The 20,524-nt window shown below is 43.4% G+C and carries 29 protein-coding genes; 13 read left to right on the top strand and 16 right to left on the bottom strand.

Annotation, left to right across the window (positions count from 1 at the left end; all coding sequences use genetic code 11):
* Nucleotides 1-17: 17 nt before the first annotated feature.
* The 3 genes from DH10bf12_RS07725 to DH10bf12_RS07715 form a co-directional block, all read right to left on the bottom strand.
* Nucleotides 18-908, bottom strand: coding sequence for an ABC transporter permease subunit (locus DH10bf12_RS07725; RefSeq protein WP_471737935.1), 891 nt, complete (start codon nucleotides 906-908; stop codon nucleotides 18-20).
* A complete protein-coding gene (locus DH10bf12_RS07720) occupies nucleotides 905-1,849 on the bottom strand; it encodes an ABC transporter permease subunit (RefSeq protein ID WP_471737934.1) in 945 nt (314 codons plus the stop codon). Before DH10bf12_RS07720 ends, DH10bf12_RS07725 begins: the two co-directional genes overlap by 4 nt.
* 151 nt (nucleotides 1,850-2,000) lie before the next feature.
* On the bottom strand, nucleotides 2,001-2,843 hold the full coding sequence (locus DH10bf12_RS07715; protein WP_471737933.1) for a M15 family metallopeptidase: 843 nt from the start codon (nucleotides 2,841-2,843) through the stop codon (nucleotides 2,001-2,003).
* 395 nt (nucleotides 2,844-3,238) lie between these two features.
* Between DH10bf12_RS07715 and DH10bf12_RS07710 the strand changes: the two genes are divergently transcribed.
* The 3 genes from DH10bf12_RS07710 to DH10bf12_RS07700 all read left to right on the top strand — a co-directional run bounded on the left by DH10bf12_RS07710 (nucleotide 3,239) and on the right by DH10bf12_RS07700 (nucleotide 5,336).
* On the top strand, nucleotides 3,239-3,655 hold the full coding sequence (locus tag DH10bf12_RS07710) for an organic hydroperoxide resistance protein (protein ID WP_471737932.1): 417 nt from the start codon (nucleotides 3,239-3,241) through the stop codon (nucleotides 3,653-3,655).
* A gap of 122 nt (nucleotides 3,656-3,777) precedes the next feature.
* A complete protein-coding gene (locus tag DH10bf12_RS07705) occupies nucleotides 3,778-4,917 on the top strand; it encodes an MFS transporter (protein ID WP_471737931.1) in 1,140 nt (379 codons plus the stop codon).
* A 245-nt stretch (nucleotides 4,918-5,162) separates the two neighbouring features.
* Entirely contained in the window at nucleotides 5,163-5,336 is a 174-nt protein-coding gene (locus DH10bf12_RS07700) for a hypothetical protein (protein WP_471737930.1), read from the top strand.
* Between the two features lie 224 nt (nucleotides 5,337-5,560).
* On the opposite strand, the gene DH10bf12_RS07695 is transcribed toward DH10bf12_RS07700, so the two are convergent.
* From DH10bf12_RS07695 to DH10bf12_RS07680, 4 genes are all read right to left on the bottom strand, one after another.
* A complete protein-coding gene (locus tag DH10bf12_RS07695) occupies nucleotides 5,561-6,160 on the bottom strand; it encodes a pyroglutamyl-peptidase I (RefSeq protein ID WP_471737929.1) in 600 nt (199 codons plus the stop codon).
* A gap of 111 nt (nucleotides 6,161-6,271) precedes the next feature.
* Entirely contained in the window at nucleotides 6,272-6,547 is a 276-nt protein-coding gene (locus DH10bf12_RS07690; RefSeq protein ID WP_471737928.1) for a DNA primase, read from the bottom strand.
* 117 nt (nucleotides 6,548-6,664) lie between these two features.
* On the bottom strand, nucleotides 6,665-7,405 hold the full coding sequence (locus tag DH10bf12_RS07685) for an SDR family NAD(P)-dependent oxidoreductase (protein ID WP_471737927.1): 741 nt from the start codon (nucleotides 7,403-7,405) through the stop codon (nucleotides 6,665-6,667).
* Nucleotides 7,406-7,418: 13 nt separating this feature from the next.
* Complete coding sequence (locus tag DH10bf12_RS07680; RefSeq protein ID WP_471737926.1) at nucleotides 7,419-8,318, bottom strand: diacylglycerol/lipid kinase family protein; 900 nt, start codon at nucleotides 8,316-8,318, stop codon at nucleotides 7,419-7,421.
* Nucleotides 8,319-8,444: 126 nt separating this feature from the next.
* Here DH10bf12_RS07680 and DH10bf12_RS07675 point away from each other — a divergent pair, with 126 nt between their 5' ends.
* From DH10bf12_RS07675 to DH10bf12_RS07665, 3 genes are all read left to right on the top strand, one after another.
* A complete protein-coding gene (locus tag DH10bf12_RS07675) occupies nucleotides 8,445-9,257 on the top strand; it encodes a DUF368 domain-containing protein (protein ID WP_471737925.1) in 813 nt (270 codons plus the stop codon).
* A 54-nt stretch (nucleotides 9,258-9,311) separates the two neighbouring features.
* Nucleotides 9,312-9,590, top strand: a complete 279-nt coding sequence (locus DH10bf12_RS07670) for a hypothetical protein (protein WP_471737924.1) — start codon at nucleotides 9,312-9,314, stop codon at nucleotides 9,588-9,590.
* Nucleotides 9,591-9,668: 78 nt separating this feature from the next.
* Nucleotides 9,669-9,998, top strand: coding sequence for a DUF4870 domain-containing protein (locus tag DH10bf12_RS07665; protein ID WP_471737923.1), 330 nt, complete (start codon nucleotides 9,669-9,671; stop codon nucleotides 9,996-9,998).
* A gap of 4 nt (nucleotides 9,999-10,002) precedes the next feature.
* On the opposite strand, the gene DH10bf12_RS07660 is transcribed toward DH10bf12_RS07665, so the two are convergent.
* The gene (locus DH10bf12_RS07660; RefSeq protein ID WP_471737922.1) at nucleotides 10,003-10,626 is read right to left on the bottom strand and encodes an FMN-dependent NADH-azoreductase; all 624 of its coding nucleotides are present in this window, start codon (nucleotides 10,624-10,626) and stop codon (nucleotides 10,003-10,005) included.
* 291 nt (nucleotides 10,627-10,917) lie between these two features.
* On the opposite strand from DH10bf12_RS07660, the gene pulA reads away from it, so the two are divergent.
* The 4 genes from pulA to DH10bf12_RS07640 all read left to right on the top strand — a co-directional run bounded on the left by pulA (nucleotide 10,918) and on the right by DH10bf12_RS07640 (nucleotide 14,290).
* On the top strand, nucleotides 10,918-13,452 hold the full coding sequence (pulA, locus tag DH10bf12_RS07655) for a type I pullulanase (protein WP_471737921.1): 2,535 nt from the start codon (nucleotides 10,918-10,920) through the stop codon (nucleotides 13,450-13,452).
* 33 nt (nucleotides 13,453-13,485) lie between these two features.
* Nucleotides 13,486-13,671, top strand: coding sequence for a YqaE/Pmp3 family membrane protein (locus DH10bf12_RS07650; protein WP_471737920.1), 186 nt, complete (start codon nucleotides 13,486-13,488; stop codon nucleotides 13,669-13,671).
* Nucleotides 13,672-13,722: 51 nt separating this feature from the next.
* Nucleotides 13,723-13,950, top strand: a complete 228-nt coding sequence (locus DH10bf12_RS07645; RefSeq protein ID WP_471737919.1) for a DUF2164 domain-containing protein — start codon at nucleotides 13,723-13,725, stop codon at nucleotides 13,948-13,950.
* Nucleotides 13,951-14,032: 82 nt separating this feature from the next.
* Nucleotides 14,033-14,290: a metal-sensitive transcriptional regulator gene (locus DH10bf12_RS07640; RefSeq protein ID WP_134380549.1), complete on the top strand. Its 258-nt coding sequence runs from the start codon at nucleotides 14,033-14,035 to the stop codon at nucleotides 14,288-14,290.
* A gap of 142 nt (nucleotides 14,291-14,432) precedes the next feature.
* Here the strand turns inward: DH10bf12_RS07640 and DH10bf12_RS07635 are convergent, their stop codons facing one another.
* Both DH10bf12_RS07635 and DH10bf12_RS07630 read right to left on the bottom strand, forming a co-directional pair.
* A complete protein-coding gene (locus DH10bf12_RS07635; protein WP_471737918.1) occupies nucleotides 14,433-14,702 on the bottom strand; it encodes a hypothetical protein in 270 nt (89 codons plus the stop codon).
* A gap of 224 nt (nucleotides 14,703-14,926) precedes the next feature.
* The gene (locus DH10bf12_RS07630) at nucleotides 14,927-15,388 is read right to left on the bottom strand and encodes a hypothetical protein (RefSeq protein ID WP_471737917.1); all 462 of its coding nucleotides are present in this window, start codon (nucleotides 15,386-15,388) and stop codon (nucleotides 14,927-14,929) included.
* Between the two features lie 252 nt (nucleotides 15,389-15,640).
* Between DH10bf12_RS07630 and DH10bf12_RS07625 the strand changes: the two genes are divergently transcribed.
* Nucleotides 15,641-15,832: a DUF2187 family protein gene (locus DH10bf12_RS07625; protein ID WP_404407522.1), complete on the top strand. Its 192-nt coding sequence runs from the start codon at nucleotides 15,641-15,643 to the stop codon at nucleotides 15,830-15,832.
* A gap of 47 nt (nucleotides 15,833-15,879) precedes the next feature.
* Here DH10bf12_RS07625 and DH10bf12_RS07620 read toward each other — a convergent pair whose 3' ends face one another.
* Nucleotides 15,880-16,041 (bottom strand): hypothetical protein, encoded by a 162-nt coding sequence (locus DH10bf12_RS07620; RefSeq protein ID WP_471737916.1) that lies wholly within the window; start codon nucleotides 16,039-16,041, stop codon nucleotides 15,880-15,882.
* A gap of 5 nt (nucleotides 16,042-16,046) precedes the next feature.
* Nucleotides 16,047-16,505, bottom strand: coding sequence for a GNAT family N-acetyltransferase (locus tag DH10bf12_RS07615; protein WP_471737915.1), 459 nt, complete (start codon nucleotides 16,503-16,505; stop codon nucleotides 16,047-16,049).
* A gap of 87 nt (nucleotides 16,506-16,592) precedes the next feature.
* On the opposite strand from DH10bf12_RS07615, the gene DH10bf12_RS07610 reads away from it, so the two are divergent.
* On the top strand, nucleotides 16,593-16,721 hold the full coding sequence (locus DH10bf12_RS07610; protein ID WP_471737914.1) for a hypothetical protein: 129 nt from the start codon (nucleotides 16,593-16,595) through the stop codon (nucleotides 16,719-16,721).
* A 9-nt stretch (nucleotides 16,722-16,730) separates the two neighbouring features.
* Here DH10bf12_RS07610 and DH10bf12_RS07605 read toward each other — a convergent pair whose 3' ends face one another.
* Nucleotides 16,731-17,156, bottom strand: coding sequence for a pyridoxamine 5'-phosphate oxidase family protein (locus tag DH10bf12_RS07605; RefSeq protein ID WP_471737913.1), 426 nt, complete (start codon nucleotides 17,154-17,156; stop codon nucleotides 16,731-16,733).
* 251 nt (nucleotides 17,157-17,407) lie between these two features.
* Between DH10bf12_RS07605 and DH10bf12_RS07600 the strand changes: the two genes are divergently transcribed.
* Entirely contained in the window at nucleotides 17,408-18,121 is a 714-nt protein-coding gene (locus DH10bf12_RS07600; protein ID WP_471737912.1) for a hypothetical protein, read from the top strand.
* A 41-nt stretch (nucleotides 18,122-18,162) separates the two neighbouring features.
* Here DH10bf12_RS07600 and DH10bf12_RS07595 read toward each other — a convergent pair whose 3' ends face one another.
* From DH10bf12_RS07595 to DH10bf12_RS07585, 3 genes are all read right to left on the bottom strand, one after another.
* The gene (locus tag DH10bf12_RS07595) at nucleotides 18,163-18,624 is read right to left on the bottom strand and encodes a DUF4064 domain-containing protein (protein ID WP_471737911.1); all 462 of its coding nucleotides are present in this window, start codon (nucleotides 18,622-18,624) and stop codon (nucleotides 18,163-18,165) included.
* Between the two features lie 82 nt (nucleotides 18,625-18,706).
* On the bottom strand, nucleotides 18,707-19,486 hold the full coding sequence (locus tag DH10bf12_RS07590; RefSeq protein ID WP_471737910.1) for an HAD family hydrolase: 780 nt from the start codon (nucleotides 19,484-19,486) through the stop codon (nucleotides 18,707-18,709).
* A gap of 282 nt (nucleotides 19,487-19,768) precedes the next feature.
* Nucleotides 19,769-20,518 carry an amino acid ABC transporter ATP-binding protein gene (locus DH10bf12_RS07585; protein WP_471737909.1) on the bottom strand — a complete coding sequence of 250 codons (750 nt, stop codon included), beginning with the start codon at nucleotides 20,516-20,518 and terminating at the stop codon, nucleotides 19,769-19,771.
* Nucleotides 20,519-20,524: the final 6 nt, after the last annotated feature.

Here is a 20,524-nt window from a genome sequence, read left to right as displayed (position 1 = left end):
TTACAATTACACTCCTTTTAATCGGATTGATGGTATTTTTTCTGATAATAGTATCTGATTCCACTGCTCAATAGATAGAAAGTAATCATTGTAAAAGAAATCACAGTGACAGTTGAAAGAACGACCCACTCTGCTGAGAATACGTCGTGGTGGATGTTGATAAAAAGTGACGGCCAGATAAATGAATTATTTACAGTCTCTACTCCGCCACCCCGGATCGACCAGAATGCGTTCTGTAGGTATACACCAATCACTGCAAACTGAGCCAGCAGGAAAAGGGTTCTTCCCAGATCACTGATAAAATTGGTCACAATGGTCAGTCGCAGCTGCGGCCAGAAGTAGCTTTTAAACAATGTCCACTGTGAGCAGCCCGCGACAATTCCTGCCTCAAAGAAAGGCTTTTTCGCACTGTAATCCATGGATGTTTTAATCATATCACCTGTTCTGCCTACCTCGACTGCTGCAATAATGACAATCAGCCAGACTTGACGGTTCTCTGAAAAGATCACAAATGGCAAACCTGAAAAGAAAACGACAAAAAAGATTGGGGGCATAAACGAAAACAGCTGGCTCCAGATCGAGAGAAATCCCCTGATGGTCTGAGAATAAAAGCTGCCGATCCCAAGCACGCCGGATATGATAAAACGGATGATCACGATCGTTAATATCACCACAAACGTTTCCTTTGCCCCTGCAACGATCAGGCTTAATACATCCCTGCCTTCTCTGTCACTTCCGAGTGGATCTTCAGCTGATGGCGGGAATGGCGGCACTTCAATGCCTTCTTCTGTGTAACGCGCGCCTTCCTGCGTAATGCCGTTATCTACAACAGGTAGTAGCGGCCCTAAAAAGGTCAAAATTAATAACACTAAAAGCATCATACTGCCGATGGTTAAATGTTTGTTCATCCCTCACCACCTCTTTCATGAGGCAGCAGAAACGCTCTTGCTACCTGACTGACCAGCCCGGCAAGCAGAATCAGTACGGTGAAAAAGAAAGTAAATGCAGCAATTGCCCCTTCGTTCAGAGCTAGTGACTGTCCATCTACAATTCTCGTTGATACAGTCACATATTCCTTAAAGTAATAAGCAGCTCCTTTATATTGCGTGAGATACTCGATCACAAAAAGATTTGATAATAAGTAGAGTACAATCGTATTTGTGTGGACGAAGATTTTCGCCAGTCCGTTCCTGAGCATATGTATGTAAAGCAGCTTATAGGATGATACCCCTTTTGCCCTGGCCGTCCTGATATACTCTGCCCCGTTCTCGTCACTGAGTGCCTGGAACGTCACATTAGCTAAATAAAACATAGGGAAAACGGATAAGTAAATCACATTCATGACGACAGCTTCAGGATTCCCTGCGCTGTATAGACTCAACCCTGTGATAATGCCGTTTACGTTCAAATACATCAGTGTCATCTGAATAAATACGATAAATACAAGATCAGGTACAGAAAGTCCAAGCCATGTCGTTTGAAGCCCCACAACTTTTCTCTTTCCATGACGCGTCCTGAAATCAAATACCCCTTTTGCGACACCTGCTAAAATACTGATAAAAAATGCAGGAATAATGAGCCACAGGCTGCGCTGCATCATTTCCCAGGCGTGACCGAAAAATGATCTGTTATACCGGTCACTGCCTAGTCCTTCCCCATTCAATACCGGTGCGAGAAATTCCTTCACACTCTCAACGTGTGCGCTGACAGAATATTGATAATGTGCAGCTACAAATTCCCCTGATGGGCCTGACTCGATTTCCATGTCTCTCGGTAGCAATAGTAGAAGCATTAATACGACAAATGCTGCCACCCATTGTATAAGTAATTTTAAAACCCTGTTCCCCATTTAGATCCTCCATTATTTGACTCTTCTGAATAGTAGTATAACGGAAAAGATTGTTTAGGGAAACTAAGAAAAAATGAATGCAGTAAAAAAGACTGAAAGGTAGTCCAGCACCTCTCAGTCTTTTTTCTCATTTCCCAGGAAATATTCTATTTTAAATACCCAGATACTCTTCAAGTGTCAGTCCACTGTCATAAACTTTTGTAGCAAGTTCTTCACCAAGGTAGCGGAAGTGCCAGGATTCATACTGATAGCCTGTAATATGTTCTTTCCCTGCCGGATAGCGGAGGATAAATCCGAATTGATGGGCGTTTTCTGCAAGCCACTTGGCTTCTTCTGTATCCTTAAAGCTATCGCTTGCCCAATGCTCCTCCTGATTCTCTGCACCAATATCAAAACCGAGTCCTGTCTGATGTTCTGAGTAACCAGGTCTTGCACTGAACCGGTCTGCTTCTTCCTGACCGTGCTGCTCTACATATCTGTTATAGAGGTCAGTCTGATAATCATATGATCTGAATGTACTGAATGCTACAAGGCTGTGGCCTGCTTCTGCAGCAGCCGCCTGCATCTCATCATAGGCTGCACGTGCTGCCGGATCTTCTCCCGGTGCATAATCTGTCGGGAGAGGGTATTGTTTGTTGGCGATCAGTACTCCTTTTACATAAATAGGCTCATTCACAGTTTCAGGCGTCCTTTCAGGTTCATCAGGATATGCGGTATCACCGTCATCAGCGCTTTCTTCTGGCGCTGACGGTTCCTCATCATTTTCTGCTCTTGACATCTCTTTTACATCTTCATCTATAAGGCGTTCTTCATGATTTTTCTGTGTAAATGATTGTTGAATTGATATGCCAAACAGGCCTTCAATTGTTTCTTCAGGAGACCAGTTATATGCACTTAGTGCACCTAATGAAGCACCAGCTAAAATTGTGACTGTTGCGCCGAGTGCGACCCACCATTTTGTTCTTCTCTTTTTTTGGTTATTTTCCAGTCTCATGCTGTTCAAGTCCCTTTCTGATTGCGTTTCTATACATTCTTTCAGTTTATCAAAAAAGTAGTGAACTATGTAGTAATTCGGGAAATGTCTTTAAAAGTTTGGAATTTAATATGGGCCGGTTCACTGCGCTCCAGGCGGGCGCTTTCCGCGGCCGGTCCGGTGAGCCTCCTCAGCGCTGCGCACCTGCGGGGTCTCACCAGGCCCTTCCTGCCGCAGGAGTCGCCCGCCTTACGCTCCGCTCACCTATATTTGCTCAATAATAGCATCTATTTCAATCATTTATATAGATGCTATATTTAGCCTGCAACTTTAAAAGAATGTTTAATTACACACTTAAAAGTGAATCATACAAGAGTAGTTAAAATTCTTTAAAACATGAAATGGAGATGAGATTGATGGCAATTTTGACAAGTACTGCAACTGCTAAGAATGGTAGAAATGGACATGTGAAATCTTCAGATGATTTAATCCAGCTTGATCTGGCAATGCCAGGTGACGGTCAGGATCCGGAAGGTAAATCAAATCCCGAGCAATTATTTGCAGCCGGCTATTCTGCATGCTTCGATGGTGCATTTAATCTCATGGCGAAGAATGCAGGTAAGAAAGTAGAGTCTACTACGACTGCGCATGTGAGCCTGAACAAAGATGAAAAAGATGATGGTGTGAAAATTTCCGTGAAGCTTGAAGTTGAAGTGAGCGGCGTATCTCAGGATGAGGCTGAAGAACTGCTGAAAAAAGCACATGATTTCTGCCCTTATTCAAAGGCAACACGCGGAAATATTGATGTTGATTTAGACATTAAAGCTGTATAAGATTGATCAGCTGCCGGAAGCGAATATTCGCTTCCGGCAGTTTTTATTTGGCTTAATATTTCATTAAATTGTGCTATACTAGCTCATGGCAAACTTTCATTTGTCGAATGGAGCGTGATCAGATGAAAGCACAATCCTGGCTTTCGATTAATTTCTTTACATTTTTCTTCACATGGGGAATTTTCCTTCCGTACTGGACAGGGTGGCTCGTTTTCGAGAAGGATCTGACGGTAGCTGCAGCCAGTTCGATTATTGCAGCCGGATTATTTGCCCGGTCATTCTCTACATTATTTCTATTCCCAGAGCTCAGCAAGCGATTCTCACTGGCCTTCTTAATGAAAGCACTGCCGGTGATTTCAACGATTATTCTGATGCTTTTTATACCTGTTGATTCTTTTGCCGGACTGATGCTCGTGATGATTTTATTCAGTTTATTTTATCCAAATATATTACCAATGATGGAGAGCAATGCTTCACTGTTGATGCGGACTGACAATATCCACTATGGCAGAAGCAGGTCATGGGGTTCAATCGGCTATACAGTTGGTTTGATTGTAGTCGGGCTTGTGGCAGCGATCTGGACGGAATCTTCTATCTTTGCTGTCATGGTTGTCGGTTCAGTCATGATGATCGCCGGCGCTTTTCAATATGCGCCTGATGCACTTCAGGAAAAAGTAAGCCCTAAGCGCGGCAGTTATGCAGCTGTATTTAAGACACCGGGCTTCGTACTTGTAATCACAATTTGTGTCCTGATTCAGGGCGCTCATGCTTCCTACTATAATTACGGTTTTATTTACCTTCAGGAATTGAACGTATCAACAGCCTACATAGGTTTCATTTTAAATATTGCTGTTTTATCTGAGATTGTGTTCTTTGCAGTTGCAGATAAATTTTTCAAAAACAGACCTGCAGCATTTATGTTTTTTATCGCATCCATTGCGGCTGTAGTCAGATGGGCATTGATCGGTCTCTTCCCGTCACTCTGGATCTTCCTGATCACACAGCTGTTCCATTCACTGACGTTCGGTCTGGCGCATTACGCATTTATCCGCTACCTGTACAGATCAGTTGATAAACAGCTGATCCCGACTGCGCAAGGTGTATATGCTTCACTTGGCATGGGACTCAGTGCAGCAGTGCTGACACAGGTTGGCGGCGTTCTCTATGACATTGAAGCCGGGCTCGCATTTACCGGAATGAGTATCGCAGTCGCACCGGCAATTTTGCTGTCTATTGTGATGCATCAAAAAAGAATCGCCTGATACCCCCTTTTAAATAGAAACGCCTCCGTATCTATTTAATAAATAGCTTAGTTAAAGGTCATTGTTATTTCTGCACAGCTGGTGATTGCAGCGTAAGGGGGCGACTCCTGCGGCAGGAAGGGACGTGTGAGGCTTATGGCGAAGCCTGCTGGCTCAAAGCCCGGCCGCGGAAAGCGTCCCCCTCTCGCTGCAATCAACAGCCAACTTTAACAAAGCCAAATAAACAAACATATGGAGGCTTTTTTATGAAAAAAGATTCTTCTTTTAATAAAGAACATGTACTTTCACTGATAGATTCAATTGATAGAATGGTTGCTGCGAGACAGAGAGACCGTGAAGCGCTTGTAGCATCTCTTGATGAAATCGAAAAAACGCTGAACAAGTGTGATCAGCGCATTAATAAGATTAAGAATGCATAGGGAAAAGCCGGGACAATATTGTTCCGGCTTTTTTAATTCGTTTCACTGCGCTGCGCTGAGGATGCAATACACTATCACTTAACTTTCCATACCTGTCAGCTTGAAGTGAATATTGTTTTGTCAGAATCTATTATCATACTTTCAAAGCTGATGATTAAAGCGTTCGTCCGAGGAAAGCATTCCTCTCTCGCTGCAATCATCAGACAGCATTTACAATGATAACCTCACAGCACTTCAATACAAAGTCTGATCGCAGCGTTCAAATCACTCTGTGACCAGCTTGGGAGTCTTCTTGATTCAACTGCCATATCGTGTGAAGCAGGGATATGAATGAAGCCTGATGGTATACTGGTTCCTTCTTTTTGCAGGTGATGGAGCATTCTGTACATCACGTGGTTGCAAAGATAGGTGCCTGCAGAGTTGGAAATACTTGCAGGAAAACCATTCTCGTGCAGACGCTCGACCATATCGCTGACCGGCAGTGTTGAGAAAATGCCATCCGGTCCATCTTCAGCAATTTTTTCGCCAGCCGGTACATACCCGCTGTTGTCTTTTTCACCATTATTACAATTAATCGCGATTCTCTCAGGTGTAATATGAGTACGCCCGCCTGCAAGCCCGAGTGAGATCACTGCGTCCGGATCTACTTTTTTATAATAACCAATGACCTGATCGCCTGATTTATTAAAATCCACTTCCATGATTCGTCCTGCGATCTTCCAATCTCCAATGACCTGACCATCAAATTCTTTAATGATCTCCATTGTGGGATTTTTTTTAAAATGAAGAAAAGGTTCAAAACCCGTTAATAAAAGTGTTTTCATGATATGTATTCCCCTTCTTTTTCTTACAGCTTATCATTGTATTTCGCCTGACGAAAGAGAAACTAAAAACTGCACCGGTCTCAGCGGACAGGTGCAGCCTGGTTAATCATATTATTCAGTGTCTTCTTCTTCCATGTCGTCTTCCATTTCATCTGTTTCTTCGTCCATTTCGTCACCGGCGTCATCCATGCCTTCTTCTGCATCATCGCCAGTATCCTCCATATCCTCTTCCATGTTATCATCCGTATTTTCATCCATTGGTGCTTCTTCTTCCTCCATGCCTGGCTCTGCCGGATCCATCTCTTCTCCGTCATCACCGCATGCTGCTAATACACCCAAACTAAGTACACCTGCTGCGCCAACCTGCATAAATTTTTTAAAATTCATTGTGGTCATCTCCTTTTAGGTAAATCGATTTTGTACATATCTATCTTTACCCAAAGACGGTATTTGAAAACGTATACAGCACATTACATTTCCATTAAAAAACATTTACGGAATATATCACTTTGTCGACGGAAGATAATCATTCACATGATAAAGCTTACCGTTCACAAGCTTTTCATCGAGTAAAATGTTAACAAGTACCCCGCCGACTTCTTCAGGCTTCCTTAGTTTCCCCTGTTCCTTATACTTCTGAAAGGTTTGAACTGCTGCAAAGGATGAGGCATCCGTTGATCTGATTTCCTCCTGCATACCTGTATCCATAATGCTTGGGCTGTAGGAAATAATGGTATGTCCCTGATCTCCCTGCTCGAGCGCGGCGGTTTCAGTGAAAAGATTAAGTGCCGCCTTTGTACTGCCGTATACACTCCAGCCGTGATTTGGTTTATCCGCTGCACCTGATGTGATGTTCACAATGATCAGTTCAAATCCCCTTTCATCCGCCAATTTAAAAGCGAGGTTTGCCCATGCTGCCGGCGCTGTATAATTAAGGGCTATCGCTGTTTCAATTGCTGAAGGGTCCATATGTCCGACTGTCTCCATCGGCTGAACGGTGCCTGCATTTTGAATCAGATAAAGTTTCGTCAAATCACGCTGCTCTTCTGTCCAGGATCTCAGGAAATTCATTGATTCAGAAAGTGATGTCATATCCACCTGCTGATGGCGGTAAAGATCATTACCTTTCAAGATGCTGTTACCTGACCTTGATACATCAGTCACCTCAATGTCACGATCAATTAAATGGCTGACAATTGCCGCTCCAAGTCCTTTTGATCCACCGGTTACCATTGCTTTATTCATTGTTAGCCTCCTGTTATTCTTTCTGATTGTCTGACGGGCACATAATCGGAATATGTCTGCTTAACACTTCTACTGTTAAAGGAACGTGCGCACCTTCATCCCCGTCAACATTCGATATCAAATCCTTATCCGCATTCACATGTACTTCTTTTGCTTTAAAATACGTTACATTCTCTTCTTCTTCAAGTTCACCTTTCAGTAAAGCAGTCATGATCGTGATCAGCTTATAAAGCGGTACATCCTTGATGATAAAGCAGTGCAGATGGCCATCATTGACTTCAGCATCCGGTGCAAGTTTTTCAAACCCGCCGACAGAGTTTGTCAGTGCCATTAAAAATAACAGTGCATCGCCTTCCCATTTTTGACCGTCATATGTAATGTCAGCTTCAAAAGGTTCCTTTTCACGGATCGTCTTAAATCCTTCTATCATATAGGCAAGTGGTCCAAGCTTTGTTTTTTGTTCAACTGACACCCCGAAAGTCGCTTCTGCGATCCCGCCGAGCGCAATAATATTCATAAAGTAGCGGTCATTGATCCGGCCGATATCCACACGCTTCGTTTCAGCCGTCTTCAGCTGTTGGATCGCTTCTTCCGGATCCATTGAAATATTCAGCGCGCGCGCAAAGTCATTAACGGTTCCAAGTGGTACAATACCAAGCGCTGGCTGGTATTCCTGCTTTGCAAGTCCTGTGATGGTTTCATTCAATGTACCATCCCCACCCATTGATACAACGAGATCATAGCGCTCCTGGCATGCCTGTTCAGCAAATCGTGTCGCGTCATCTTCTTTTTCTGTTTCTTTCAGCGTAATGTCATAGTTCATTTCTTTCAGTACTTTAAGTACAGATTCCTTATGATCAAGCGCTTCTTCTTTACCGGAAGAAGGGTTTAAAATCAGCATTGCTTTCTGCATTCTCCAGACCTCCTAAAAATGTGAACGTTTTCTATATGTCTTTCCTTTTTTCAGCCATGACGAAACCGTTTTGTTCCCGTATAATGAATATTGTTGATTTTACCAACCTAAAAGGAGCATGTATGTATGTTTGATTGGAGAAATATATTCCGCGGCATGGCCATGGGTGCAAGTGATGTTGTCCCAGGCGTCAGCGGTGGTACGATTGCCGTCCTGCTTGGCATTTATGATCAGTTTATCAATGCTTTAAGCGGTATTACATCGAGAGAATGGAAAAAACACCTGCCATTTTTAATTACACTTGGTGCCGGAATGGGCATTTCAATTCTTGCACTCAGCAACCTGATTGAATGGCTGCTAGAGGTTCATCCGCAGCCTACTTATTTCTTTTTTATCGGTCTGATTGGCGGAATTCTGCCTTATTTGCTGAAGGAATCCAATGCGAAAGAAAACTTTAAAGCGAAACATATTGCGATGCTGGTTGTTGGGGCAGTCATTGTACTGATTATCGGTTTTTCAAATCCTTCTGAAGAAGGAGCAGTGATTACAAACTTAACGGCTCCGAATATGGCGCTGCTTTTTGGAGCCGGAATCCTTGCGAGCTCTGCAATGATGCTGCCTGGCATCAGCGGTTCATTTCTGCTGCTTGTCATAGGCGTTTATAACACGGCAATTTCTGCTGTAAGTAATCTAAACCTTCCTATCATTGCATTGATCGGAGCAGGTGTAGCATTCGGATTTATTTTCACAAGTAAACTGATCCGCTACATGCTGAACCGTTATCCGGTGATGATGTATGCATTTATCATCGGACTTGTATTCGGCTCACTGTTTGTTGTGTACCCGGGACTTGCCCTGACTGCAGGTAACATTATCATCTGTATGATTACACTTGCTGCAGGCTTTTATGCAGCAGTATTGCTTGGCAGAAGCAGCTAATGAAAGGACCTTTTCCTGTGACGGGAGAAGGTCCTTTTCAGGTGGTAGTTGAGTGTGCGGAATATATGGCTGGGCAAGGGGGCAAAGTGGCAAAGGGGCAAGGGGGCAAAGGGGCAAAGGGACAAGGCGTATTCCCCTCAATTCGGAAACTTTTCCGTCAATGCTGAAAATAATACCTTCAATTTTGAAAATGATTCCTTCAATATCAAAATGATTGCCTCAACTGCCCTTGCGGCGCACATATTCCCATCAATTCGGCTGTTAATTCATTCAGCACAGCAATTAATTCCTTCAATCCAACTCACTTTTCCATCAGACAGCCCCAGCTGCTAAAAATCTGCAAAGTTGAAACTTATCAGCTGCTATAACGTATACTTAGCTACACAGACTGTTCTTGAAAGGAGCATGATCATGCATTCAGAAGACCAGGACCGTCTCGTCGCCGCAATGATCTATTTCACGAGTACCGTTACGTTCATTGTCGGACCACTGATTCTCTGGTACATCAAAAGAGATGCCCCCTTTGTCAGGGAGCATGGCTATGTGTATTTAAATTTTGCCGTCAGCTACTTTTTATATCAGGCAGCTGCAGGCTTTCTATTCTTTATCGGTATCGGCTTTGTGATCAATACCGTGCTGACTGTATTATGGATCGTATTTGCGATCATTGCCGGATTGTACGCGTTAAAAGGTGAAGTCTTTAAGATTCCGCTTGTGATCCGCTTTTTCACTCAGGATTAACAGCCTACTCAAGTCGTGCAAGTTTTTGAGCCAGTTCCCGTGCTTCTGCTTTAGATTCATCAAGAATCTTATCAGCCATATCAGGGTACTGGCTCATCCCTTCACAAACGACTGAATCATATTCTTTAATGCCTAAAAAGCGCATGACTTCGCGCAGGTATTCTTCAGAGAAATTCAGCCCTGTTCCTTTGTAAACGCCGCCGACTGATTCGATATGGACGGCACGCTTGCCCTCGATCAGGCCTTCCTGCCCGCTTGCTGTATAGCGGAATGTTTTGCCCGGAATACAAAGTGAATCAATGTATGTTTTGACTCTAGGCGGGAATAACAGATTCCAGAATGGTGTGACAAACACATACAAATCAGCTGCTAAAAACTGATCCAGTACATCATCCATTCTTTTCACTTTTTCTTTCTCTACCTCTGTAAATTCTTCTCCTGTACGATGCTTCCCCCACGAACCTAATACATCCTCATCAATTTCCTGCAGATCCATTTCGTAAAGGTGTGCATATTCAATCTCTACACCGTGTTCAGCTTTTTTCAGTTCTTCTATAAACGTATCCGCGATCTCTTCACTAACTGACTTTTTTGTGCGCGGGTTCGCATTAATATATAATACTTTCATCACAATTCCTCCCTAACCTTATTATCCTGCTCCTTCTATTTTAAGCGATCTTCTTCCGGTTGCCACGTATCAGTGCTTAATCTTTTTAAAATTCAGACTTTTAGCGGATAAGGTGTCTGCCTGATCTTCTTTATTTTTATATGAAGCTGGTGCGGACTATTGAAAATACTCATTTTACATACTTATCGAAACTTAAAGTGCCTCTTTTCACAAATGTGCCGTATAATGAATACAAAGAGATTGAATAATCAAAACTTTTAACAGTACACCACAGAGAAAGGTCTGATATCCATGGTGAGAATAGAATCCTATGAAAAACAACCACCAATTTTAAAAGAAGTGACCGTTACACTTCATTACCATCGCTACGACCAGGATTATGACGGATGGAATCTGTGGGTTTGGCTGGAAGGTGAAACCGGTAATATGGTTGAGTTCTCAGATGAGGACAGCTATGGCAAAACAGCTGTATTCTCTATGCAGAGTACCGAAGAAATTGAGCGTGTCGGCTTTATTATAAGAAAAAGTACAGAAGAAAATGACTGGGCTGGCAAGCGCTTTGACGACCGGTTTATTACTTCTTTTGATTCCTCCGGCCAAGCCGAGGTCTGGCTGATGCAGGGCATGGAACGAATATATGAAAATCTGAACGATGTGACTGTTTTCCCCGGTATTATCAGCGCAAAAATGGATAAATGGGATGAGATCTCTGTTTTGACCAATCTGTCTTTTGACTGGGAGCATGATAATCTTCATGTCTCACTGGCAGGTGGAGAAATAAAAAAAGTCCGCGTTGAAAAGGAAAATGCAGGATCAGACCTTGCAAACCGCTTAATTATCAAAACGAAAAACAGGTTGTCTTTAACAAAGCAATATAAGGTGAGCCTGTCACACTTCGGTTATTGCGATGTAACGTTCGGTGATATTATGCGAACGAAAAAATTTGACCAGACATTTAAATATGACGGCTTTCTGGGCTCACAATATACGCGTGATAAGACCTATTTCTGCTTCTGGGCCCCTTCTGCCCGGCAGGCTGAAATTAAATTATTTAAAAATGATAAAGTCTTTTTATATAAAATGCATCAGGGTGAACGCGGCACGTGGCATACTGATCTCAACGGCGACTGGGAGGGTGCGCATTATCTGTACCGGGTCCGTATCGGTAAGGAATGGCGTGAAACACAGGACCCTTACGGCAAAGCAGTCAGTGTAAATGGGCTGCGGAGTGCCATCGTCGATCTTGAAAAAACAAATCCGGCTTCCTGGAAACCTGTCACCAGAACACTTGAGTCACCAGTTGATGCCGTCATTTATGAGCTGCATATCAGAGATGCCACGATTCACCATGACAGCGGGATCTTTAATAAGGGGAAATATCTAGGACTTGCTGAAGAGGGAACAGTGACAGAGCACGGATTTTCAACCGGGCTTGATTATCTATCAGAGCTTGGCGTGACGCATATTCAACTCCTTCCTTTTTATGATTACTGGACGGTGGATGAAACAAAGCTTGATCAGCCTCAATATAACTGGGGCTATGACCCAAAACATTTCAATGCACCTGAGGGGTCCTACTCAACAGACCCGACTCATCATGCGCTCCGGATTACAGAACTTAAAACGCTCATTCAGTCTATTCACGATCGCGGAATGAGTGTCATTATGGATGTTGTCTACAACCATGTCTATGATGTCACCAGATCCCCTTTCCATCAGCTTGTACCGGGCTATTACTTCCGCTACGCGCGAAATGGCAAACTGTCTAATGGGACCGGAGTAGGAAATGATACTGCTTCTGAGCGTGCAATGATGAGACGCTTTATCGTTGATTCACTCGTATACTGGGCGACTGAATACCAGATTGACGGCTTCCGCTTTGATCTGATGGGTATTCACGACGTTGAGACAATGAGGGCTGCAAGAGAAGCACTCAACGAGATTGACCCTGCCATTATCATGCTCGGGGAAGGCTGGGACCTGCAGACTGCTCTACCTGATCATCTAAAGGCAAATCAGTACCAGGCAGATCAAATGATAGGTGTCGCTCATTTTAACGATGCACTGCGTGACCATTTAAAAGGAAATACTTTTTCAAAGCAGGATAATGGATTTATCAATGGGCGACTCGGAATGAGACATCATCTGCTGCAGGGCGTATCTGCAGGAATGAAGGTTCCTTATGACAGAAAAACATTTCTCTCGCCTGAGCAGGTCGTCAATTACGCAGAAGCACACGATAACCATACGCTTTGGGATAAACTATGCTTCACCACGCCAAATGCCACGATGAGCGACCATAAACGCATGCATCGTCTGGCGACATCGATTATCCTTTTATCACAGGGTGTTCCATTCCTGCATGCAGGTCAGGAGTTTATGAGAACAAAGTACGGCATTGAAAACAGCTATCGCTCCCCTGATGAAATTAATAAGCTTGATTGGCACAGACGGGAAGAGTTCAATCAGACAGTCGAATTCATTAAAGGGTTAATTAAACTCAGAAAAGCACATCCTGCATTTAGAATGAGAACAAAAGAAGAGATCATTGAACGTATGCATATCCATCCAACTGACGAACGGTTAATTTCGTATGACCTGACTACAAAAGAAGGACCATATGAGCGCTTTACCGTCATTCATAATGCACACGGCGGACCCGTGAAATACCACCTCGATTCCAGCGGACCGTGGCATATCCTTGCAGATGGCATTCATGCAGACAGCAAGCCGCTCGGGGTTCTGAGATCGGATATGGTTGAAGTGAGCCGTCACAGCACCTACGTCCTGGCACTTCCGTTTAACGCGCAGGATATACGGGAATAATCCTGTATACAAACGAGAAGGGTTGATGATGATATGCTTTATATTCTGGCAATATTCCTGCCTCCGCTTGCGGTATTATTTACAGGCAGATTCGGCTCATTCCTGCTGAACATTCTACTGACAATTCTGGGTTATATCCCTGGATTGATTCATGCAATTATTGTTATACGGGATGAAAAACACAAAAAAGATATGCAGCAATATATGAGAAAATCGTAGAAAAATGATGCCGGTTCGCCCGGCATCTTTTTCGATTCAGGAGGGAACCAGATGAATGATCCTTTTTCGTTAAGTGCCGAAGTCAAACATGACATGACAGATCAGATTCAGCACTACTTTCTTCAGGAACATGATGAAGAGATCGGTCAGCTGAAGGCTACACTGATCCTGGACTTCTTTTTAAAAACAATCGCCCCTGTTGTCTATAATCAAGGGATTGCAGACGCTCATCAATTTTTAGAGGAAAAGCTTGAGGACCTTTTTACAATTCAAAAGTAAAACGCTAACTTCTTTACAAATCCCGAGTAGCCTTATACGATATAATGAGTTAGATATTTTAATTAAAGGAGTTTATCCTGTTATGGAATATGATAAGCAGCAAATTAATCGTCTAAAACGCGCTGAAGGACAGATAAAGGGTATTTTACGAATGATGGAAGAAGGTAAAGACTGCAGAGACGTTGTCACTCAGCTTTCTGCTACGCGCACGGCACTCGACCGTACAATTGGTCTGATTGTGGCGCGGAACCTCGAGGAATGCCTGCGTAATGCTGAAAAGGACGGAGATTCAGCAGATTATATTAATGAAGCTGTACAGCTGCTCGTGAAGTCGAGATAACCTGTCAGTAATAAAGTGGTGACTGCGTGATCGCAGCACCACTTTTTTAATTTGCTAAGGCTCGGTGCTGGAGCGAAAATTACTAGCCTGCCTTTAACAAAGCATACAAAATAAAAAAACCGCCGGGCTCATATCGGCAGTTTTACGCACCGGGTCTAATCCGGTCCTTGTATCTCGCAATGCTTTTTTCAACGCTTAGTACAAGCTGCTTTTCTTTTCGACGCTCAAGCCACTTTGTGGCAAGAGAGTGAAGAAACATCAGCCCGATAAATGGAACAATGCTTATGTAAATAAAATGAGACGCTCCCTGGAAAATCTCCTGCAGGATAAACCACCAGTATGTTAGGTAAATGATCGTGAAAGTAAGATTTATGAGCCCTTCTCCTGAAGATCTGCTTCTTTTTTTACGCATTTATTCACCTGCTTTGCTATACAAGATAGTCTAATGCTATCACAACTTATCAGAAAATTCATTGCTTTTATCGTGTAATCATAAGGAAGATGATTCAATTACCAGAGGTGATTAACCAATCAAATCTGATTCTGACTCACCTGTTTATGCTACTGATCTATTTCAAGACAGCGACATGTTACATTTCCGCATAAGCCGAAAAAAATCCCGCACATGGCGGGATGTTAAGAAGCAGCTGTATTAAATACCTGCTCGAGATATTGAATGCTGCCGCTTAAAGATGTTAGCATTAAAACCATCATCACGAGTGAGATCAGCAGCAGAACGGCGTACAGGATATCTTTTACCTTATACCCCTCTTCTTTCCTCTTTTGGAAGGTCGGGATCACGCGCTGCAGCAGATAGACTGCAAAGATACCAAGAGTCAATGAGAGAACCCAGGACTGGATTGCACGGTTGACTTCATCCTGGTAGAGCAGATATGTGAGTGTGTTATCCTCGTTTACTTCAACAGTTACGTCTTCTTTTACAAACGTGCCCCGCTCAAGTGTTAATTGCTGTGTTGTTTCATCATAAATATAGCCATAGCCGCCCGGATAAATATTCAGCGTAACTGCAAGCGTCATCAGCAGAATAATAATGCTGTATCCACCTGCTGTGAACCAAAATGATCGTTTACTTTTCATACAAATAAGCCCTCCGCTTTAAATCAGCTATCGTTTATTCTATCAGACTGATCGCTCAATCGTAAGTGATAGCGATTTTTTAGCAAAATTACAGAAATTTCACCCTATTGTGGACTATTTATAGTAGAATACATAAGTACTAATGGGGTATATACCTAATAAATAGACGTAGGATTTAAAGAAACGGCTCAGCTAATGTATAATAGGGTGCAGTCCGTTACAAATTATTTTTTAAGAATATGGGGTGCTGATATGACACAGGCTAATGTAGGACAGAAAGTTAAATTTACACGCCACGGTTTTGATATTACCGGCGAAGTAACAAAAATTCTCGAACGATCTGTGATTGTAAGTATATCAGAAGAAGACGCTTTACTTTTAGATTACGGTACAAACTTCACGGTTGTTTCGCATGAAAACTATAAAGTGGTGGAAAACGCTTAATTGTTAAATAGCAGCCGCAGTGCTGACTATGTTGAAAAAATCTCCTGTCAGGATGCTGACAGGAGATTTTTATTTTCAACTACCTCACTCAGCGCCCCGGCTGATGATGCGTATTGTTCAGGATCAAAATTAAGCATCAGAATAAAAATCAGGATAATCATGACAACAACCAGTGCAACAATGGCTATTACGCTTTTTTTACCACTCATTGATCTCAACTCTTTTCTTTAGAATGTATTGTCAGCAGCATATCAACGTGCGGGATACCGTCATCAAGGTATTCTCCGGACACTTCCTCAAATCCGAATGAACGATAGAAATCTCTTAAATACGTCTGCCCCTGAAGCATGATCTCTTCTGTGCCCCACTCTTTCATCACATCAATCGACTTCTGCACAAGCTGACGGCCAAGCTTGCGGCTTCTGAACTGCTCAAGTACAATAATTCTTCCGATCGATGCTTTATTGTATTTAGTCCCTGCCTTCATCAGCCTCGCGTAAGCAGCAAGCTTCCCATCAATCCTCAGCTGCAGATGCCAGGACTCAGGGTCATACCCATCCACCTCGTGATAAGCACAATTCTGTTCAACCACGAAAATATCGACACGTGCTTTTAAAATATCATGCAGTTCTCTTGCCGTCAGTTCATCAAAGCGATTCACTTTCCATTCCATTATGTACGTCCCCCCGTTTTCTGCTTTATCATCTCTTCTCATTATATTAGAATGAGAAGTAAATTTCACATCATTGGAGGGTTAAAGATGGAAAGTGCACTCGATTGGGTATTTCAGGTGCTTTTTGGCGTTGGCATTCTATTTATCATCAGCTTCGGCATTGTGATGATGCTGCTATTACAAAAAAAGAACTCTAACCGCCCAAAAGACGATTAGAGCCTGCTATTACTTATCCAGATCAAGTGACTGCGGCTCTTCCCCTGAATTCATCAGGCGGATCGACGTCGGCTCAATTTCAAGCACCACATACTTGGGATCATCCGGTCCTTCAAACCAGTTCTTGAAGCGGTCATTCCAAAGCTTTTCCTTAATCTCCTTAGAATCACGAATCACAGCAGTTCCTTCCACTTCTACATAAGAATCTGCATAGCCGTCTCCCTCGTAGCCAAGCAGTACGTGGACAAACGGATTTTCATCCACTTCCTCCGCTTTATGCGTATCTATACTCGTCGGCGTATGCAGCACATACCCCTCATTATAAAAAGTCATATAACGCGAATGCGGACGATTATCCTTTACCGTTGCAAGCGTTCCTGTCTTATTATTTTCAAGTACATTTAAAATATGGTCTTTTAATTCTTTTTGATTCATGAATGCTCCACTCCTTTTTTCGGTCATGGTATTAGTATTTCCACGAAATGGGGAATAAAAAACATTTGGAGGTGTTTTTATTTTGGGCGGCACAGCGGGGACGGAGGTAAGCGAGCCATTTTTGTAATGATTCTAAAAGTGGTGCACACAACTCCGTCCCCAGTGTGCAGGCTGCTTTACATACCCATTCAAACTGATTTACACTTTATCTAACAGCATCTACCGTATATTCATGATTGGAGGCAGAACCAATGAGTCAGCAAAGTCTGTTTTTATATATAGAGGACGCTTATCCGGTCAGATTTACCGAAACTGAACTTGGTACTGAATGGAAACTTTCAGAGTGGTTTGATCCTGAGACAGCTGCTGAAGATCTTGCACATATTCAAAGACTGCAGGAGGCTCCCCGTTTGATGGTTGCTTCCTCACTTTCAATGAAGCGCGCTGCATTTACTGTCGTCAGTGTATTACTCGCCCATTATAAAAGCGGTGCAGCATGGAACCTTGCAGCATCAGATGTCAGGCTTGTTCATGATCCGGATGCGCCTCTTCAAATTGGCGTTCACTTAAGTGATATTCATAGCTACGAGGAACAGACAGAATGGGATGAACTCCTGCGCAACCTCTTTTATGACTGGGCAAAGCCGCTCATTGAATCAGTTGAAAAAGCCGGTAAAATCAAACAAATCGTACTCTGGGAAAACTTCTTCATTTACCTCAGAGGGTTTTATAAAAGTCTGGCACCTGAATTGAAAGGTCTTGAACAACATGACTGGGACGCTCATTGGGAACAAATCATCTCAGAAGATTTCTTCGGCGGTAATGAGCCGAATCCATTTACACACCTGGAGCACTTTAAGGCGAAGCGTCAGCTTGAGGATGCACGCGTCAGAAGTACATGCTGCTACAAATATATGCTGCCCGGCAAAAAGAACTGCCGGACCTGCTGTCTGATAAAAGAATAACGAAAAACGCGCTGCCCCTTTATGGGAGCAGCGCGTTTTTATTATAGAGGTCTCATATCATCATCTGGATGCTGATATGGATCTTCCACTACTTTTGGTTTGCGCGCAAAGCACATGATACCTGCGATAAGGAATAATAGTGCCGGCAGCCAGCCGATAAATACTGTTCCAAGTCCCACAACAAGCGCACTCGCAATTAGTAAACCGCCTGCAAGCTTTGGCTTCTTATTACGCTTCATAGCAAATACTGCGATTAAACTTAAAATTGTACTGATAATAACAACTACATTGAAAAACATGCCCAATCCTGCAAACATATCCGTGATCATTGTCGGGTCAATCCCCGAGTCTGCAAGTGCAGGATCATTCTGCAGTTCTCTTTCAAACTCCGCCTGCATTGCAGGATCGTCGAATAGTGCAGTAAGTAAAAATACACCTACGATCATCAGTAAGTTGACAACGATTCCTATAATCGTCAACACGCCTTCTGCTGTTCTTTTCATCTGATTACCTCCCAGTAATGTAATATGTATGATTTCCTTATCCCCTACTTTACGGAAACTTACACATAAAGGTTTCAAAATTTCACAGCAGATTTAAAATTTCTTTCAAGCGGCTGATTGTTTTATCAGGCGTTCCATCCCCTTCACCAGGTGCTTTTGATACGTCATGCTGAATCCAGACGCTGTGAATCCCAGCTCCGTTTGCTCCGAGAATATCCGTTTTCAGATTATCCCCCACCATCCATACGTCCTCCGCAGATTTCCCTGACACTCTTAATGCATGTTCGAAAATGGCCTGTCCCGGTTTCCCTTCACCAATGTTTCCTGAGATGACGATATGATCAAAGTAAGGCACAAGTTCAGGTGTAATCCGCAGTTTTTCAAGCTGCAGTGACGGGGCCCCGTTTGTGACCACGACAAGCTGATAATGCGCTTTAAGTTTATCCAGCACCTCGAGCGTTTCTTCATATAAAAATGGTGAGTTTTTTCTGTGGGAGATAAATTTCTCTCTCAGCGTGTCGCCTGATTGTGTAACTCCCAGTGATTTGAGCGCCTCCTGCCAGACACGCCCTTGGTAGTCCGCTATCTCAGCGCCCATTTCCCTGAATGTATGATGGACTGGATCGCCAAACTGTCCCCACAGACCTTCAAAAGGGTTGATCCCGATCATTTTTGTGAAATCGTAAAAGGCATATTCCTGATAAAGGCGTGGGGCTGCTTCCGTTACGGCGGCAAGCAACTGTTCCGGGTCGGTTCCGTACAGCTCCTCCGCGTCGCTTACTGTTTTCTCAAGTGCAGTTTCAATGCTTTTTTTATCCCATAAAAGCGTGTCGTCAAGATCGAAAAAGATTGCAGATGGCATCGTCTCAGCTCCTGTTCTGTTAGATTGTAATATTGTCACAAAATTCGATGGATAAAGCAATTGGAATTTTTGGTTGGGGTGGTGATGTTGTTCGTAGAATACAAGCTGTGGTTCGTGGAATGATCCGGGTGGTTCGCAGAATCGCACGTTATGTTCGGAGAATAAACCGGGTGGTTCGGAGAAAAATCGGGCTGGTTCGTAGAAAAGTGTAATTTGACCTACCCCTGCACACCACTCTCGACAAAAATAAAACCCCCGCAGCCGCGAGGGTTTCACCTATCATTATGACGGATTCAGCACCCGGTCCAGAAACTGCTTCGTTCTCGCTTCTTTCGGGGCTTTTAAAATTTCTTTTGGCGGGCCCTGTTCAACAACGACACCACCGTCAATGAACATAACGTGATCGGCGACGTCTTCTGCGAATTTCAGTTCGTGGGTGACGACCACCATTGTCTGGCCTTCTCTTGCAAGTTCTCTCATAACGCTCAGTACTTCGCCTACGAGCTCAGGGTCCAGCGCTGAGGTTGGTTCATCAAACAGCATCAGTTCCGGCTGAATCGCAAGTGCACGTGCAATGCCGACGCGCTGCTGCTGACCGCCTGATAGCTGATGAGGGTACAGGTCCATTTTCTCACCCAGCCCTACCTTTTCAAGTAAAGCGACTGCTTTATTACGTACTTCTTCTTTTTTAAGCCCCTGCACAATGACAGGCCCTTCCATTACATTTTCAAGCGCTGTTTTGTGAGGGAAAAGGTTATAGGATTGAAAGACCATTCCTGATTTACGTCGAAGCTTCAGGATTTCATTTTTCTTTGGCTGCTTTGAGAAATCGAGTTTGAAGCCATCAGAGAATTCGAATAATCCCTGATTCGGCATTTCAAGCGCGTTCAGACAGCGCAGAAAAGTCGTTTTACCTGAGCCGGATGGGCCGATAATCGCAACAACATTTCCTTTAGGCACTTCCAGGTCGATCCCGCGGAGTACCTCGAGCTTTCCAAATGATTTATGAAGATTTTTTACTTGAATCTGCATCTGTTC

Source organism: Jeotgalibacillus sp. 10bf12 (genome assembly GCF_055597105.1).
This window is presented reverse-complemented; position numbering and strand designations above follow the sequence as displayed.

Coding starts and splice junctions, on each gene's coding strand:
- DH10bf12_RS07665 (WP_471737923.1), top strand. CDS start 9,669: ATGCATTCAGAAGACCAGGACCGTCTCGTCGCCGCAATGATCTATTTC.
- DH10bf12_RS07690 (WP_471737928.1), bottom strand. CDS start 6,547: ATGAATTTTAAAAAATTTATGCAGGTTGGCGCAGCAGGTGTACTTAGT.
- DH10bf12_RS07615 (WP_471737915.1), bottom strand. CDS start 16,505: ATGGAATGGAAAGTGAATCGCTTTGATGAACTGACGGCAAGAGAACTG.
- DH10bf12_RS07700 (WP_471737930.1), top strand. CDS start 5,163: ATGAAAAAAGATTCTTCTTTTAATAAAGAACATGTACTTTCACTGATA.
- DH10bf12_RS07720 (WP_471737934.1), bottom strand. CDS start 1,849: ATGGGGAACAGGGTTTTAAAATTACTTATACAATGGGTGGCAGCATTT.
- DH10bf12_RS07660 (WP_471737922.1), bottom strand. CDS start 10,626: ATGAAAGTATTATATATTAATGCGAACCCGCGCACAAAAAAGTCAGTT.
- DH10bf12_RS07625 (WP_404407522.1), top strand. CDS start 15,641: ATGACACAGGCTAATGTAGGACAGAAAGTTAAATTTACACGCCACGGT.
- DH10bf12_RS07675 (WP_471737925.1), top strand. CDS start 8,445: ATGTTTGATTGGAGAAATATATTCCGCGGCATGGCCATGGGTGCAAGT.
- DH10bf12_RS07600 (WP_471737912.1), top strand. CDS start 17,408: ATGAGTCAGCAAAGTCTGTTTTTATATATAGAGGACGCTTATCCGGTC.
- DH10bf12_RS07595 (WP_471737911.1), bottom strand. CDS start 18,624: ATGAAAAGAACAGCAGAAGGCGTGTTGACGATTATAGGAATCGTTGTC.
- DH10bf12_RS07650 (WP_471737920.1), top strand. CDS start 13,486: ATGCTTTATATTCTGGCAATATTCCTGCCTCCGCTTGCGGTATTATTT.
- DH10bf12_RS07605 (WP_471737913.1), bottom strand. CDS start 17,156: ATGAATCAAAAAGAATTAAAAGACCATATTTTAAATGTACTTGAAAAT.
- DH10bf12_RS07635 (WP_471737918.1), bottom strand. CDS start 14,702: ATGCGTAAAAAAAGAAGCAGATCTTCAGGAGAAGGGCTCATAAATCTT.
- DH10bf12_RS07725 (WP_471737935.1), bottom strand. CDS start 908: ATGAACAAACATTTAACCATCGGCAGTATGATGCTTTTAGTGTTATTA.
- DH10bf12_RS07585 (WP_471737909.1), bottom strand. CDS start 20,518: ATGCAGATTCAAGTAAAAAATCTTCATAAATCATTTGGAAAGCTCGAG.
- DH10bf12_RS07710 (WP_471737932.1), top strand. CDS start 3,239: ATGGCAATTTTGACAAGTACTGCAACTGCTAAGAATGGTAGAAATGGA.
- DH10bf12_RS07645 (WP_471737919.1), top strand. CDS start 13,723: ATGAATGATCCTTTTTCGTTAAGTGCCGAAGTCAAACATGACATGACA.
- DH10bf12_RS07620 (WP_471737916.1), bottom strand. CDS start 16,041: ATGAGTGGTAAAAAAAGCGTAATAGCCATTGTTGCACTGGTTGTTGTC.
- DH10bf12_RS07695 (WP_471737929.1), bottom strand. CDS start 6,160: ATGAAAACACTTTTATTAACGGGTTTTGAACCTTTTCTTCATTTTAAA.
- DH10bf12_RS07685 (WP_471737927.1), bottom strand. CDS start 7,405: ATGAATAAAGCAATGGTAACCGGTGGATCAAAAGGACTTGGAGCGGCA.
- DH10bf12_RS07640 (WP_134380549.1), top strand. CDS start 14,033: ATGGAATATGATAAGCAGCAAATTAATCGTCTAAAACGCGCTGAAGGA.
- DH10bf12_RS07590 (WP_471737910.1), bottom strand. CDS start 19,486: ATGCCATCTGCAATCTTTTTCGATCTTGACGACACGCTTTTATGGGAT.
- DH10bf12_RS07610 (WP_471737914.1), top strand. CDS start 16,593: ATGGAAAGTGCACTCGATTGGGTATTTCAGGTGCTTTTTGGCGTTGGC.
- DH10bf12_RS07705 (WP_471737931.1), top strand. CDS start 3,778: ATGAAAGCACAATCCTGGCTTTCGATTAATTTCTTTACATTTTTCTTC.
- DH10bf12_RS07680 (WP_471737926.1), bottom strand. CDS start 8,318: ATGCAGAAAGCAATGCTGATTTTAAACCCTTCTTCCGGTAAAGAAGAA.
- DH10bf12_RS07630 (WP_471737917.1), bottom strand. CDS start 15,388: ATGAAAAGTAAACGATCATTTTGGTTCACAGCAGGTGGATACAGCATT.
- DH10bf12_RS07715 (WP_471737933.1), bottom strand. CDS start 2,843: ATGAGACTGGAAAATAACCAAAAAAAGAGAAGAACAAAATGGTGGGTC.
- pulA (WP_471737921.1), top strand. CDS start 10,918: ATGGTGAGAATAGAATCCTATGAAAAACAACCACCAATTTTAAAAGAA.